The organism is Pseudomonas sp. MYb541 (assembly GCF_037479595.1).
GTDB classification, from domain to species: Bacteria; Pseudomonadota; Gammaproteobacteria; order Pseudomonadales; family Pseudomonadaceae; genus Aquipseudomonas; species Aquipseudomonas canadensis.
This window is the reverse complement of record NZ_JBBGYS010000044.1, coordinates 25,344-40,467: the sequence shown is the minus strand read 5'-3', so window position 1 is coordinate 40,467 and position 15,124 is coordinate 25,344. Positions and strand designations below refer to the sequence as shown.

Sequence of the window (15,124 nt, the reverse complement as noted above, 5' to 3'; positions counted from 1 at the left end):
GCAAATTCCTCGCCCAGGGAGCGGTATGCGAGCACTAAGAAAAACACAATCGGATCAGCCTGATTGTCTGTTGGATAACAAGGCGCAGATTTACCTGAGTAACGTTAATGATTACTTGAGCAATCCGGGATTTTCCAGGCCTCCGGAGTTGCGTTTTTCTCGGGCTGCGATTGAAGAAATACGCTATGCCATGGGGTCGGTAACTTATGGTAAATGCGCATATTGTGAGACCAGGCAAGTATCAGGTCCGTTGGACCTTGACCATTTTCGACCCATCCGCGGAGCAGATCGCGGTAACGGCAAGGTAGAGCGCTCGCACTATTGCTGGTTAGGGCTGGAGTGGGAAAACATCTACCTGATTTGTCCCGTCTGCAATTTTAAAAAGAAAAACGCTTTTCCAATTGAGGGTACGTCCAAACTTGGGGCACCGCTTCATGAGTTGCGACAGAATGAAAAGCCAAAGCTGATCGACCCTGGGTATGACGACATCGAACAGGCGTTGGGAGCTCTATCGAATGGCATGTTGGAAGGCCTGTCTGAGCGAGGGTGTTATACGATAGATCTATTGGCTCTCAATCGCCCAGAGTTGGTCAGGCGACGTGCCCTTTTAGTGAATGAACTTCACTTATCGTGGGAGATGAGTCGGTCTAGTACTCTTGATGCGAGAATTCACGATCTATTGACTCCCGATGCTGAGTTCAGTGGTTTTTTGTACCTGTATTTGTTCAGTCAGTCTCGCCTCGCAGGCCGGTTCGATTCCCTTCACTTCATGGCTCGGCCAATATCTATTGAGCTAATACGTAGCTTTGGGGATCTCCAATGGATAGATCAAGTTGGACGCATTTCGCGGGTGCCCTCGAATTTTGTACCGGCTTCTGATCAACGCGTACCTGCGATCAAGCGTCTATCGATTCGTAATTTTAAAGGTGTTCTTGAGGCGGATATCGATTTTCCAGCACCGAGAGAAACAGGGGCGCAATGGGCTGCCATTGTGGGTGTTAACGGTGTGGGGAAAACCACGATTCTTCAAGCGCTTGCGTTAGGTTTATCCGGTGCCACTCGTGCTTCAAGCTTTGTGCGAGATGCTCGTTCGGTCTTAGGGCCTGGACCTGATGCTGGGAAAATAAGCGTTGAATTTTGGTACGAGGATGGTCGAAACGTAATCGAGTTCGACGCTTATTCGCAGTATTTCTCCGGTTACGCCGCCTTTCGGCCTGTGCTTCTTGGCTATGGTGCATACAGAGTGCTGGCCCGAAAAACGCTTTCAAAAGAAAAACGCGATAAACACTGCCGTCTCCACACGTTGTTTGATGAACACACCAAAATTAACGGTCATCATGGCTGGTTTAACAAGCTGAGTGGCCAGCGCCTGAATGACGCCGCCGATACCATCCAGCAGTTACTTCTGTCAGACCAGGCCAAGGTTGCACTCATTGGCTCAAGAATCCAGGTTTCGGTGGGGGGGCGAGTACATCCTATCGGTTCTATGAGTTCGGGGATGCAGAACGTTTTTTCGTTGGCGACTGACATTCTGGACGTCTTGTATGAGGCACGTGACAGTGCGCTTTCGGGCCAGGCGATTGTGTTGATCGATGAACTGGATGCTCACTTGCACCCGGCCTGGCGCTTACGTGTCGTTGAGCGGTTGCGGGCTGCGTTTCCTATGACCAGCTTTTTCTATACCACCCATGACCCACTGACGCTACGGGGTGTCAACAGTGAGGAAATTGCGGTGTTGTCCGAAAGCGACGGGGGTGAAATCAGTGCGGCGGCCGTCAGTGAGAACGTCGAAGGCTTGTTTGTCGACCAATTGCTGACATCACGGTTATTTGGCTTGCATACCACCTTGAGCGAAGAACTCGATGGCCAGTTTGTCAGGTACTACGATTTGCTGGCGAAACCTGATGATCGACTTTCGGTTGATCAGAAGCTTGAACGCGATGAGCTGGAGGTTGTGTTGAGTGACAAGGGGGAGATGGGAACCACGCCCAGGGAACGGATGCTATTCAGGGTGATCGACAGGCAAATTGCAGAATCAGAGAAAAAGCGTGGTGATACGCAATGGTCTGATCAAACCCTTGAGATGATCCTGGATGTACTGAGCAAGGATAAAAATTACCAGGGACTGAATAATGGTTAGACGCCCCCGGAATGCAGTTGCTCCGCCTGCCGTCTTATCGGGAAGCAAGGCGCTCAGTGAACGGCAAAGAGCTGAAGATTACTATCGTGACACTGTTGACCCGCGACCGAACTTCGACCGTTTTGTGATCTATGGCGATGAAGAGGTCAGGAAGGCATTGGGCCAATTGTTCCAAAACAAATGTGCATATTGCGAATCATCATTTGTGAATCATAAAGTGCAGGTCGAGCATTATCGCCCCAAGGGAAGGGTCTATCTTGAGCGTCAAGGCCCATGGAACATTGGGTACTGGTGGCTCGCATCTGACTGGACGAATCTGCTGCCGACCTGCAGCGACTGCAATATCGCCGCTTACCATACGATGCCTGATGGCTCTTCAAAAATGCTTGGCAAGGGTAATTATTTTCCTCTGCGTGCCGGGCAGTCCTGCGCCCCATCAATGGCTTTGCTGGTCAATGAGGACCCCTTGCTGATTGACCCTACTAAGGATTACCCACATCGCTACCTAAAGTTTTCAATGGAAGGAAAACTAGGACGTCCCGAGTCCGTTGTCCGGGCCATCCCGTGTCCGGTGGGAGACGCAGGGGGATATAGCAAGGCTGAGACATCCATCGATGGCTACGGTCTGAATCGTCGGTTATTAGTAGACGCTCGCACAAAGAGAATGAAGTTATTGGAGTTCTCGTTGAACAATTGGGGGGCACAGCTTGAAGTGCTTCAGGATATTGATAATGCCCAAGCTAGAGAAAAGCACGCTAAGAAGGCTCGGGCCACATTTCATGAACTCTTGACGTTGTACGTTGCGCCGGAGTGTCCTTATTCGCAGGCTTGCTGCTCGTACATCAAGGTTTGGCTGAAATCCCATGGTCTGCTGCCAGAAACGATACTGGCGCAACCGGCACAGGTACTTGCGTAATGCGCCTTCGTTGAAGGCGCATTAGCTCGTTCCTCAAGTGTTGTTGCAACCCTTGGCAATCGAATCCTCATTGGAGGTATACGGCCGAGACGGCTCCAGGTTCCACTCCGGCTTGTTACGGGCGATATTGAAGTGGCAGACCAGTTGGCGGCGCATGCTGCCGACGTTGCTGTCGCGGTTGTCCGGGTTGTCCTTCCAGCCGGCATCCAGGTAGTGGTCGCTGGCCAGTTCGTTGAAGAAGTTGTTGGTCTGGCCGTCTTTGACCTGGCGGCCGCAGTCGGTCGGTGTCACTTCCAAGGTCATGATCTTGCGGCCAAAGCCTGGGTCGTCGCGCTCCACCCAGGTTGCGCTTTGCACGTAACGCTCGCAGCTGTTCTTTTCGGTGATGGGCTGGATGACCTGCTTCTTGCTGTCGTAGGCGAACGACGCCTCCTGCTGGCGGGCCTGCGGCAATTTCATGTTGATCACCGGCAGGTAGTTGCCCACGGCTTTGTACCACTGCAACTGGTTCAAACGTGCACCTTCCAGGCCGGCGTCTTCGGTGTAGAACAGGGCGAGGATCGACGGTGATTTCGGCGGATTTTCCTCCCACTTGGCCAGGCGCAGTTCGTTCTGGGTGGTGAAGGATTCGTCGGCAATCGTCGCCATTGCCCGAATGCTCTGATAGAACGCCGGGCCTGCGGCGGTGTTGCGTTCGTCGCGCACATCAAAGGAGCATTGGCGCGAGTGATCGCCCCGGTTCTGCTTGTAGTTGACGCCCCATTGCTCGGCGGTGGTGATGCCTTGTTCATGGCAGTACTTTTCGACGACGCCTGGCGTTCGACGCGAGTCGGTGCAGCCTTGCTGGTTGCGATCGTCGGTGGCGGCGTCGATGGGGAAGGAACACAGCACGGCGTAGTCCTGATGATCCTTGGGGTTGCCGAAAATGGTGTCGAAAATGAAGCCGCTTTTGAGGCCGTACGCCAGCTTGCGGTACTTGGAATCCTTGCGCAGGTAGGAGGCCGATACGCCGCCGCTGGCCTGGCTTTTCGGGCTGACACTGTAGAACTGATAGTCGGTGGAAGGCCACGTGGCGCGGAACAGCACGCCGGAACACAGGAAGGCTGGCTTGGACGGCCCGCCGCAGTCCTGGCGGGTGTCATTGTAGAGTTGGTTGAGCCGGGCGACGGTGTCGGTGCCTTGATCGGCGTGGGCGGTGAATGCCAGCGCCGCGAGGGCCAGGGCGATGGGCGTGCGTGATCCTTTCATGGGTATTGCTCCTTGAATACGTGGAGCGACTGGAACGATTCCTTGCTCCACTCGGTGCAGAGCGTAGACAGACTCTTGCCTGCGCTCCAGTCGCTGCGGGGTGCTTGATGATCCCGGCGAGAACCTGTCCCCCTTTTGCCTGTCGGGTGATTGTTTCATAGGGTGAAATGCTGGATTGTAAATCCTGGTGATTCCAACGGCCGGTGCAGCGGCGGAACATGCGGGGCGTTGATACCCCACTTTATTGGAGCCCATCATGATCAAACTTTACGGTTTCCCGTTGTCCGGCCACAGCCACCGTGTCGAGCTGATGCTGTCGCTGCTCGGCTTGCCCACGGACTATGTGTTGGTGGACCTCAAGCAAGCCGCCCACAAAGCGCCCGAGTTCATGGCTGCCATCAACCCTTTCGGCCAGGTGCCAGCCATCGATGACAACGGTGTGGTACTGGCGGACTCGAATGCGATCCTGATCTATCTGGCGAACACCTATGGCAACGGCCAATGGTTGCCGAGCGACCCGGTGGGTCAGGCCCGCGTGCAGCGTTGGCTGTCGACCGCTGCCGGCCAACTGCACGCGGGGCCTGCGGCTGCGCGACTGGCCACAGTCTTTGGTGCCGACGTTGACACCGTCGCCGCCATTGCCCGTTCCCACGCCTTGCTGAAACTGGTGGAAGCGCAACTGAGCCAGAGCCGCTTCCTGGCCGGCGAGCAACCCACCATTGCCGATGTGGCCTTCTACACCTACACCGCTCACGCGCCGGAAGGCAATGTTGCGCTGACCGACTACCCTCATGTGCGCGCCTGGCTCGCCAGCATCGAGGCATTGCCGGGGTTCGTGGGCATGCCGCGCACGGCGGTAGGCTTGCAGTCGCAATAACTTTCTAGAGGCGCGCCGATGGACCGATTTCATGAAATGCAGGTATTCCTGGCCGTGGCCGAGGAGGAGGGCTTTGCCGCTGCCGCGCGCCGCCTGAAAACCTCGCCACCCAGCGTGACCCGCGCCATCGCCGCCATGGAGGAACGCATCGGCACCCAATTGCTGGCGCGTACCACCCGCAGCTTGCACCTCACCGAAGCCGGCCAGCGTTACCTGGAAGATTGCCGGCGCATCCTGGCGGAGCTCGATGAAGCCGAGGAAGCGGCGGCAGGCAGTTATTCCATCCCTTGTGGTCACCTGACCGTGACTGCGCCGGTACTGTTTGGCGAGCTGTATGTGGCACCCGTGCTGGGGGAGTACCTGGACCGGTTCCCCTTGGTGAACATCAACGCCTTACTGGTCGATCGCGTGGTCAACATGACCGACGAAGGTGTGGACGTGGCGGTGCGTATCGGTCACTTGCATGAACCGGGGCAGCAGGCGATCAAGGTCGGCGAAGTGCGCCGGGTGGTCTGCGCATCGCCGGTGTACCTCGAACAGCACGGGCGGCCTACGCATCCGTCGCAGTTGCGTGAGGCCAAGATCGCCACGTCGTCGTCCAGTTCATTGGTGAGTGGCTGGGAATTTGTGGACGGCGGCCAACCCTTGACTGTGACCATCGAGCCACGTCTGGTGGTCACGGCGAACAATGCGGCCATCAACCTGGCGCGCCTGGGCTGGGGCATGACGCGGGTGTTGTCCTATCAGGTCGCAGCCGCGGTGGCGGCGGGAGAGTTGGAAATTATCCTCGAAGCCTATGAGTCGGCGCCGTTACCGATCCAGGTGGTGTTCCAGAAGCGCGGCCGGGTGCCGGCCAAGATCAACACCTTTGTCGACTTTCTTACCCATCGCCTGGGCCAGGACACCGCCCTGAACCCGGCGATGAAACGGCGCAGCTGATGGAGCGTTATCGCGATATGCAGTTGTTCGCCGCGCTGGCCGGGCAGCCGAGCCTGGCGTCGGCGGCGCGTGACGCACAGGTCTCCGGCCCGACCCTGGTACGCGCGATCGCCCGCCTGGAGGCGCGTTTGCGCGTGCCGTTGCTGGCGCGCAGCACACGTGGCGTGAGCCTTACCGACGCCGGCAGCGCCTACCTGGCGGACTGCGTGAGCCTGCTCGCTGCGGTGGACGCCGCCGAAGCCTCGGCCAAGGGGCTGCATGTGCAGGCCCAGGGCAATCTGCGGGTGTTTTTGCCGTTCCTGTTCAGCCGTTATGTGATGGCGCCGGTCCTGGCCGACTACTTGGACCGCTATCCCGAGGTGAACCTGGTCGTCAGCTACCACGACTATTACCCGAACCTGCACGAAGAAGGGCTCGACGTCGCCATCCTCGTCGGTGAACTGCCCGACTCGTCATTGATCGCCCGGCCGCTGGGGCAGGTGCGGCATATTCTCTGCGCCAGCCCCTCCTATCTGGCTGTTCACGGCGAGCCTCAACGCCCGGACGATCTCAAGCAGCACCGGCTGATCGCCAGCGCCGATCAGGTGCATTGGGATTTCCAGGGCTATCAACTCAAGGCCCGTGCCCGTCTGGGCTGCGCCACGGTACAGGGTGCGATTAATGCGGCGGTGCAGGGCGCGGGGTTGATTCGCTGCCTGAGCTATCCGGTGCACGAACACCTGCTGAGCGGGCAACTGCATCGCGTATTGCCGGATTTTGAACTGCCGCCACTGCCAGTGCAGGTGGTGTACCGCGAAGGTCGCAACGCACCGATGCGCGTGCGCAGCTTTGTCGACCACTGCGTAATGGCGCTGCGCGAACACCCGGCATTTCAGCTGGCGTAATAGTGGATTGCCTGGCGTGGTGATTCTCACGCCGGCTGGCAGGGCGCAGCATCGACACATCCAACCTGAGGTGCTTGCCATGAACCTGATCGAACAATCTCCCTGGCATGCCGGCGAACGGCACATACAAGAGGCGGTGGGCGTGGCCGACCGCATGGCCGTGGTCGGGCCGAAGGTGATCCGCGATCACCTGCCGGAACAGCACCGGGATTTCTACCCTTTGTTGCCTTACCTGGTGCTGGGCGCGGTGGACGAGCAGGGCATCCCTTGGGCGACGATGATCGAAGGCGCTCCCGGTTTTGCCCACTCGCCGGACCCGCAGACCCTGCAGATCGACAGCCTGCCGTCCGCGATCGACCCGGCCCGCAACGCCCTGCGTGAGGGGGCAGCCGTCGGCCTGTTGGGCATCGACCTCAATACTCGGCGTCGCAATCGCATGAACGGCCGTGTCGGCGCACTCGATCACGACGGCTTTTCGGTCGACGTGGTGCACACCTTCGGCAATTGCCCCAAGTACATCCAACTGCGCCCGGTCGATGGCATCGCCCGTAAACCCGGCACGGCAGTCGAGCGCTTCAACGACCTGGACGCTGCCGCCCAAAGCCTGATCCGCAACGCCGACACGCTGTTCGTCGCCAGCTACGTCGAGGTGGACGCTCAACGCTCGGTGGACGTTTCTCATAGAGGTGGCAACACGGGTTTTGTGCGGGTCGAAGGTAACGTGCTGACCATCCCCGACTTTGCCGGCAACCTGTTTTTCGCCACCCTGGGCAACCTGCAAGCCAACCCGGTGGCCGGGCTGTTGTTCATCGACTTTGAATCGGGGGATGTGCTGCAAGTGGCCGGGCGTACCACGTTGATCCTCGACGGCCCGGAAGTGGCGCTGTTCGAGGGTGCGCAACGGCTGTGGACGGTGACGGTGGAACAGGTGGTGCGCCGCCCGGCGGCGTTGGCGTTGCGGTGGCAGTTCGCGGAGTTTTCGCCGTTCAGTCTGGCAATGGGGAGTTGGTAGGCGACGACGCCCAAATGTGGGAGCTGGCTTGCCTGCGATAGCGGAGTGTCAGGTGGCGTTGCTGTGACTGATACACCGCTATCGCGGGCAAGCCCGGCTCCCACAAGGGACTGCGTTGTCTGATGGAATGACGTGTGTGATCAGGCCACCGGGCATTCCCGGTTCGGCGCCTCATCGACCAACAACTGCGCAATCTCGACCATCTGCACCACCGCCGGCTCAGGCCCATAAAAAGGGCCTTCTATGCCATTCGTGCCCCCCGGTTAACAGTTAATTGCGCCACGCCCGGTGGCTACCCGCGCGTTATAGGGCAATACTCCCTCAGGTTTCTGCCCCGAGGTTTCCACCATGAATGTACCGAGCCGCCTTGCGCTCCTGATTGCCGCCGCCGCTGTTCTCAGTGCCTGTGGCGAAGCGTCCAAAATACCGTTCCAAGCCGGAGTCGGGCCTGCGCCGCAACTGCCCGAGCCCAGCACTTCTTTGATCCCTACGCTCAAGGTCTCCAAGGCCGTCGGCTGGTCTGACGGTGTGCAACCCACCGCCCCCCAAGGCTTCACCGTCACGGCCCTGGCCGATAACCTCGATCACCCGCGCTGGGTCTACACCCTGCCCAACGGTGATGTACTGGTCGCTGAAAGTAATCACCCGCCCATGCCCGAAGGCGCCACCGACGGCGGCACGGGTGTGATCGCCTGGGCACGGCGCACGGCGATGGGTGTGGTAATGGGGCGTGTCGGCGCGGATACACCGAGCGCCAATCGCATCACCTTGCTGCGCGATGCCGATCACGACGGGCATGCCGAAGTACGGACCGAGTTCTTGAGCGGCCTGATGTCGCCGTTCGGTATGGCGCTGGTGGGCAACGACTTGTATATCGCCAATGCCGACGCGGTGGTCAAGGTGCCTTACACCCCAGGCCAGACCCATATCGACGCCACTCCGGTCAAGGTCACCGACCTGCCGGCCGGCATCAACCATCATTGGACCAAAAACCTGCTGGCCAACCCCGAAGGCACCCGGCTGTATGTGACGGTGGGGTCCAACAGCAACGTCGGCGAAAACGGCCTCGACGCTGAAGAGGGGCGTGCCGCGATCTGGGAACTGGACGTGGCCAGCGGCGAGAAACGCCTGTTCGCCAGCGGTTTGCGCAACCCCAACGGCCTGGCGTGGAAACCGGGTTCTACCCAACTGTGGACGGTGGTCAACGAACGCGACGAAATCGGCAGCGACTTGGTGCCCGACTACCTCACTTCAGTGCAGGACGGTGCATTCTACGGTTGGCCGTGGAGCTATTACGGCAGCCACGTCGATGTGCGCGTCCAACCGCCACGCCCGGACAAGGTCGCCCAGGCTATCGCGCCGGACTACGCCCTGGGTACGCACGTCGCGCCGCTGGGCCTGACCTTTTCCGATGCGCGCGGCATGCCGGCTGCCTTTGCCGATGGGGTGTTTGTCGGTGAGCACGGCTCCTGGAACCGTAACCCGCAAGCGGGCTACAAGGTGGTATTTATCCCGTTCAAGGAGGGCAGGCCGTCGGGTGCGCCGGTCGACTTCCTTACCGGTTTTCTCAATGCCGAAGGCGAAGCGCAAGGCCGGCCGGTGGGTGTGACCCTGGACGGGCAGGGTGCATTGCTGGTGGCGGATGATGTGGGGAACACGGTGTGGCGGGTGACACAAAGCAAGCCCTGACCCCGATATGTTGCGGGATGTTGAACCGTCAGATTGAGCGATGCCTTTGGGTTAGCCTTGTTTTCCTACCGACAACAAGGAAGCGTCATGCAACGAAAGGTCATCAATCCCACGACGGTATTCAACTCCCTGCAATACGGCTTCAGCCAGGCCCTTGAGGTGCCACAGGGGCGGCGCATCATGCTGTCCGGCCAGGTGGGGGTGGATGCGGACGAGCGCACGGTCGGCCCAGGCATTGCCGAGCAGACCGCCGCTGCGCTCGACAATATCGACAAGGTGCTGGCCGAAGTCGGCGGTGATCTGTCCCATGTGATCATGCTGCGGCTGTATATCGCCGATTCCGCCCGCGACCAGCAGGAACCCATCGCACAGGCGCTGCGGCAGCGCTTCCCGCACAACCCGCCGCCGTCTTCGTGGATTATCGTCAGCGGGTTGTCGTTGCCGGAGTGGTTGATCGAGATCGAGGCGGAGGCGGTTGTTCCGTTCAGTACCGAATCATCACCGACTTGAGCTCGGTGTAATCCTCGATGAACGCGCTGCCGAACTCGCGCCCAACCCCGGAAGACCGGCTGCCTCCGAACGGCACCGCCGGATCGAGCAGCGTGTGCATGTTCACCCACACGGTGCCGGCCTGGATTGCCGGCACCATGCGCAGGGCCTTGCCCAGGTCGTTGGTCCACAGGCTGGCGCTGAGGCCGTAGGGGCCGTTGTTCATCAGTGCAAGCAGTTCGTCTTCGTTGTCGTAGGGCAGGAAGGTGGCGATGGGGCCGAAGGTTTCTTCGTTGAGCAGGGTGTCGTTGATGCTGTTGGCCAGGATCACCGTGGGTTCGACGTAGCAGCCGGGACGGTCAATCAGCGTGCCACCATGGATGATCGTGTTGTTTTCGGCGCGGGCCTGGCTGAAGTAACCGAGCAATTTGAGTTGGTGCTGGTGGTGGGTGACCGGGCCGAATTCGGTGCGTTCATCCAATGGCGAACCGATGGTGAGGCGACTGAGGCGCTGGCTGAGCGTGTCCAACACAGCGTCCATTTGCGAACGATGCACGAAGAAACGCTCGGCCGCCGCGCAGATTTGCCCGGAGTGCAAAAAGCCCGCTTCGATGATGCCGTCCACCGCTTTGTCCACGTCTACATCGCGCAGGAAACCGGCGGCATTCTTGCCGCCCAGTTCCAGGGTCGCACGGGTGAGGCCGGCGCCCATGGCGCTGCGGCCGACAGCGATGCCCGTCGGCACGGAGCCGGTGAAGGACACTTTGTGGGTGCCAGGGTGTTCTACCAGGCTTTTGCCGACATGGCCGCCGCCCGTCAATACATTGAGCACGCCAGGTGGCAATCCGGCTTCGACGGCCAGTTCGGCGATGCGCAGAAGGGTCAGCGGCGTGAATTCGCTGGGCTTGATGATGATGCTGCAGCCGGTCACCAGCGCCGAGGCGAGTTTCCAGATGGCGATCATGGTGGAGAAATTCCACGGCACGATGCCCACCACCACGCCCACCGGTTCACGCAGGGTGAACGCGGTGTAACGCTCGCCGTTGAACGAGGGCAGCGACGGGGTAAGGGTCTGGCCGCTGAGCTTGGTCGCCCAGCCCGCGTAGTAACGCAGGAAGTGCGCGGCCTGGTCGACTTCGAACGCGCGGGCAATCTGGATGATCTTGCCGGACTGGCAGGTTTCAATCTGCGCCAGCTCTTCGCGGTTGCGTTCCAGCAAGTCCGCGAGCTTGAGCAGTACGTTGCCGCGTGTCGCGGGTAACGCCTGGGACCAGAGCTGGAAGCCACGGTTGGCGGAGTCCACCGCTGCGTCGATATCCGCCAGGTCCGCATCGGCCACCTGGGCGATCACGTCACCGGTGGCCGGGTTGGTCACGGCCAGGGTCTGGCTGGAATGGCTGCGCACGTTGACGCCGTCGATAAACAGCCCATGGCGCCGACGCAGAAAGGCTTCGACTTGGGGCAGTAGCGTGATATCACTCATGGCGGGTTCCTGGCAGTTCACAAAGGAAAGCCCGAGGGTAGCCAAGCCTGCGGCCCATGGCTTGACTCTGCCTGCCGCGCGAGATGTCTGTGGCTGCCACGCCTATGAAAAGTACAACCTTGCCTGTGGAACGTGCATTTTCCACCTGCGCGCCCCCATCGATACTGGCCCTGCATCAGGCGCCGTTCCTCAACCCGGAGCGCCCGCCGGACTTCCAATAATAAGCAGGGCCGTCCATGAAAAAGCCAAACCCGCTCCTTGAAGACCTCAAGCCCCTCCTGCCGCTGATTGCCGCGAATGCCACGCGGGCCGAACAGCAGCGTCAGGTGCCGGATGAAAACATCGCCTTGCTCAAAAGCATCGGCCTGCACCGCGCCTTTCAACCCAAGGCCTTTGGCGGGCTGGAACTGTCGCTGCCCGAGTTCGCCGACTGCATCGCCTTGCTTGCCGGCAGTTGCGCCAGCACCGCCTGGGCCATGAGCTTGTTGTGCACCCACAGCCACCAACTGGCGCTGTTTTCGGCGCAGTTGCAGCAGGAGATCTGGGGCGAAAACCCGCACGCCACCGCCAGCAGCAGTATTGCGCCGTTTGGCCGGGTGGTGGAGGGCGAGGGCGGTGTGCACTTCAGCGGTGAAATGGGCTGGAGCAGCGGCTGTGACCATGGCGAGTGGGCGATTGTCGGCTGCCGACGGCAGAACGCCGAAGGCGGCCAGGATTACTGCTTCGCCGTGCTGCCGCGCAGTGACTACCAGATCCGTGACGATTGGTTCGCCGCCGGCATGAAGGGCAGTGGCACCAAGACCCTGGTCATCGACAACGCCTGGGTGCCCGAGCATCGCATCCAGAAAGCCAAGGATATGATGGAAGGCAAGTCCGCAGGTTTCGGCCTTTACCCCGACAGCCAGATTTTTTACGCGCCGTACCGCCCGTATTTTGCCAGCGGGTTTTCCACCGTCAGCCTCGGTGTCGCCGAGCGCATGCTGGAGGTGTTCCGCGAAAAAACCAAAAACCGCGTGCGTGCCTACACCGGTGCCGTCGTCGGTGCGGCCACGCCCGCCTTGATGCGCCTGGCCGAATCCACCCACCAAGTGGCTGCCGCCCGCGCATTCCTCGAAAAGACCTGGCAGGACCACGCCGAACATAGCGCCGCGCACCGCTACCCGAGCCGCGAAACCCTGGCGTTCTGGCGCACCAACCAGGCCTATGCAACGAAAATGTGCATCGAAGCCGTGGACCGGCTGTTCGCCGCCGCCGGCGGCAATGCCTGGTTCGAACACAACGAAATGCAGCGCCTGTTCCGCGATTCCCACATGACCGGCGCCCATGCCTACACCGACTACGACGTCTGCGCGCAGATCCTCGGCCGTGAGCTGATGGGCCTGGAGCCGGACCCGAGCATGGTGTAGCGCGTTCTTCCCCTCACAACAATCAGGGCGCCCATCCGATGGCGCCCGGGAGTCTTGCATGTCCGACAGCAGCCTTTTCGATCCACGCGCCTTTCGCCGTGCACTGGGCAACTTCGCCACCGGCGTAACCGTGGTCACCGCCGCCACCGCATCCGGGCGCAAGGTGGGCGTGACCGCCAACAGTTTCAACTCGGTATCCCTCGATCCGCCGCTGGTGCTGTGGAGCATCGACAAGCGCTCCAACAGCCACGAGGTATTTGAGGAAGCCAGCCATTTTGCGGTGAACGTACTGGCGGCCGACCAGGTGCACCTGTCCAACAATTTTGCACGCCCGCGTGAGGATCGCTTCGCCCTGATCGAGTACGAACCGGGGGAGGGTGGCTCGCCGGTATTCGCCGATTGCTCGGCGCGGTTCCACTGCGAGAAGTACCAGCAAGTGGACGGCGGCGACCACTGGATCATGATCGGCAAGGTGGTTGCGTTTGATGACTTCGGGCGTGCGCCGCTGTTGTATCACCAAGGCGCTTATGCCGAGGTCCAGGCGCTGCGTCCGTGCGCGCCCGAGACGGTTCAGAACGGTACGGCGACCACCAACTGACTGTAGACGTTGGTGCCGTTGCCACCGACCTGATTGCCGCCGGTCACGGCATCCTTGTTGGGTTTATACAGGCCCAGCAGCGGCGTGATGATCAGGTGCTCGTTCACCGTCCACTCGGCGTACAGGTCCAGCTCGCGGCCATCCAGGTTGAGTTGGCCGCGGGTGCTGACGGTGGTGTAGTCGAAGAACAGCGCGCCGAGGGTGAGGTTCTCCAGCGGCTTGACCTTGAGCGCCACGTGTTGCACTGACGTATTGGTGTTGTAGGGGCCCGAGTAGTTGCCCGCCACTTCACCCTGCACCCAGGTGCCGTAGCCCCGGTTGAAACCGGAGAACATTGCGTCCCAGTTCTTTGAATAACGCGCGTAGCGGTAGGTCAGGTCGGGTGACCAGGGCAGGTCGCTGAAGGTGTAGCCGGCTTCGGCGTAACCGGCATTCTGCTGGCTGTCGCGGCGGTCCTGGCGGGCCAGTTCAAAGGCGAAGTGCGCGTTGTCGATGCCGGCATTGCCCGCGCCGCGCAGGCTATAGAGGTTCATGCCCTTGCGTTGGCGCTGCACCTCGCTGGCGAAGCGTTCATCCACGTCGATCCCATGAATGTAGGTAAGGCCCAGGGTGCCCGGTGCGGCGCTGTATTCCAGGGTGCCGGCGGCCATTTCGGTCATGGCCTGGGCGGGGTTGTCGGACTTGATCCACATCAGGCTGCCATGCACGCCATCCTTGCCGCCCAGGCGGATCACGGCGGTCTTGTCGAAGGCATGGCGTGCGGCGATGTAGTAGGCGCCGCCACGGTTGAATTCCCCATCGCCCACGCCCTTGCCGAGGTTGGGGCCGTCATCATTGATCAGGAAACCGTCGCCCAGCATGATGATTTGGCGGCCGAACGACAGGTCCACGCCGTCCTTGCCCAACGCTGGGAACAGATCGCCGGAGCGCCAGCCGGCAAAGGCTTCGTCAAACTTGGTGGTGCGCTCCTTGCCCGTGGTCACCCCGGATGCATCGCCATCGCCCCAAGTGCCGGAACTCACCAGGTTGGCCGTGCCATACACGCCGCCAAAGGCGCCCAGGCTCTGGTCCACGCTCAGGCCGTACTTGATAAAGGCCTCGCGCCAGGTGGAACCGCCGCTGCGCCCGTCGTAGTTCTTCGGGCTGTTGAACATCCCATATACGGCGAGGAAGTTGCCGGTGACCCTGGTGTCGGCATCGGCATACAACTCGATGGCCTGGGCCTGGCCCATCAGCAGCGCAATACCCAGGCCGACCGCCTGGCGCAGGCGGCGATTTTTCAGTGTGTGCTCCATTGTTATTGTCCCCATCTTGGTTAAGAGTGAGGGCGCATTAGGGCGAGCGCGGGGGGCGAAGTCTTTTCTCTGCGTGCCAGGGAATTGACCCGGGACGCCACGCCCTATGCTGTGGCAGGGAGCAACAAAACCGGCGGCAGACAGGGGC

General features: G+C 60.6%; 12 protein-coding genes and 1 pseudogene. 10 read left to right on the top strand and 3 right to left on the bottom strand.

Annotated features, from left to right (window positions below; genetic code table 11):
- Window positions 1-25 precede the first annotated feature (25 nt).
- Together WH299_RS23765 and WH299_RS23760 are read left to right on the top strand one after the other, a co-directional pair.
- Complete coding sequence (locus WH299_RS23765) at window positions 26-2,140, top strand: AAA family ATPase (RefSeq protein WP_339551459.1); 2,115 nt, start codon at window positions 26-28, stop codon at window positions 2,138-2,140.
- Window positions 2,133-3,056 (top strand): hypothetical protein, encoded by a 924-nt coding sequence (locus WH299_RS23760; protein WP_339551458.1) that lies wholly within the window; start codon window positions 2,133-2,135, stop codon window positions 3,054-3,056. Before WH299_RS23765 ends, WH299_RS23760 begins: the two co-directional genes overlap by 8 nt.
- Window positions 3,057-3,089: 33 nt before the next feature.
- Here WH299_RS23760 and WH299_RS23755 read toward each other — a convergent pair whose 3' ends face one another.
- Entirely contained in the window at window positions 3,090-4,304 is a 1,215-nt protein-coding gene (locus WH299_RS23755) for a DUF2599 domain-containing protein (protein WP_339551455.1), read from the bottom strand.
- A gap of 256 nt (window positions 4,305-4,560) precedes the next feature.
- Between WH299_RS23755 and WH299_RS23750 the strand changes: the two genes are divergently transcribed.
- The 6 genes from WH299_RS23750 to WH299_RS23725 all read left to right on the top strand — a co-directional run bounded on the left by WH299_RS23750 (window position 4,561) and on the right by WH299_RS23725 (window position 10,215).
- Window positions 4,561-5,181 carry a glutathione S-transferase family protein gene (locus tag WH299_RS23750; RefSeq protein WP_123476122.1) on the top strand — a complete coding sequence of 207 codons (621 nt, stop codon included), beginning with the start codon at window positions 4,561-4,563 and terminating at the stop codon, window positions 5,179-5,181.
- An 18-nt stretch (window positions 5,182-5,199) separates the two neighbouring features.
- Entirely contained in the window at window positions 5,200-6,120 is a 921-nt protein-coding gene (locus WH299_RS23745; protein WP_339551453.1) for a LysR family transcriptional regulator, read from the top strand.
- Window positions 6,120-7,004: a LysR family transcriptional regulator gene (locus tag WH299_RS23740; RefSeq protein ID WP_339551451.1), complete on the top strand. Its 885-nt coding sequence runs from the start codon at window positions 6,120-6,122 to the stop codon at window positions 7,002-7,004. The genes WH299_RS23745 and WH299_RS23740 overlap by 1 nt, the downstream gene beginning before the upstream one ends.
- Before the next feature lie 79 nt (window positions 7,005-7,083).
- Window positions 7,084-8,016: a pyridoxamine 5'-phosphate oxidase family protein gene (locus WH299_RS23735; protein WP_339551450.1), complete on the top strand. Its 933-nt coding sequence runs from the start codon at window positions 7,084-7,086 to the stop codon at window positions 8,014-8,016.
- 348 nt (window positions 8,017-8,364) lie between these two features.
- Window positions 8,365-9,705 carry a PQQ-dependent sugar dehydrogenase gene (locus tag WH299_RS23730; RefSeq protein WP_339551448.1) on the top strand — a complete coding sequence of 447 codons (1,341 nt, stop codon included), beginning with the start codon at window positions 8,365-8,367 and terminating at the stop codon, window positions 9,703-9,705.
- 87 nt (window positions 9,706-9,792) lie between these two features.
- On the top strand, window positions 9,793-10,215 hold the full coding sequence (locus WH299_RS23725; protein ID WP_123476112.1) for a RidA family protein: 423 nt from the start codon (window positions 9,793-9,795) through the stop codon (window positions 10,213-10,215).
- Here the strand turns inward: WH299_RS23725 and WH299_RS23720 are convergent.
- Complete coding sequence (locus WH299_RS23720; protein ID WP_339551447.1) at window positions 10,190-11,677, bottom strand: aldehyde dehydrogenase family protein; 1,488 nt, start codon at window positions 11,675-11,677, stop codon at window positions 10,190-10,192. The two genes, WH299_RS23725 and WH299_RS23720, sit on opposite strands and share 26 nt — an antisense overlap.
- A gap of 236 nt (window positions 11,678-11,913) precedes the next feature.
- On the opposite strand from WH299_RS23720, the gene WH299_RS23715 reads away from it, so the two are divergent.
- Window positions 11,914-13,083 carry a p-hydroxyphenylacetate 3-hydroxylase oxygenase component gene (locus tag WH299_RS23715; protein WP_123476108.1) on the top strand — a complete coding sequence of 390 codons (1,170 nt, stop codon included), beginning with the start codon at window positions 11,914-11,916 and terminating at the stop codon, window positions 13,081-13,083.
- A gap of 58 nt (window positions 13,084-13,141) precedes the next feature.
- Window positions 13,142-13,621: pseudogene (locus tag WH299_RS23710) on the top strand (flavin reductase family protein); the annotation flags it as partial.
- A gap of 32 nt (window positions 13,622-13,653) precedes the next feature.
- Here the strand turns inward: WH299_RS23710 and WH299_RS23705 are convergent.
- Window positions 13,654-14,976 carry a hypothetical protein gene (locus tag WH299_RS23705; protein ID WP_323625286.1) on the bottom strand — a complete coding sequence of 441 codons (1,323 nt, stop codon included), beginning with the start codon at window positions 14,974-14,976 and terminating at the stop codon, window positions 13,654-13,656.
- Window positions 14,977-15,124 lie beyond the last annotated feature (148 nt).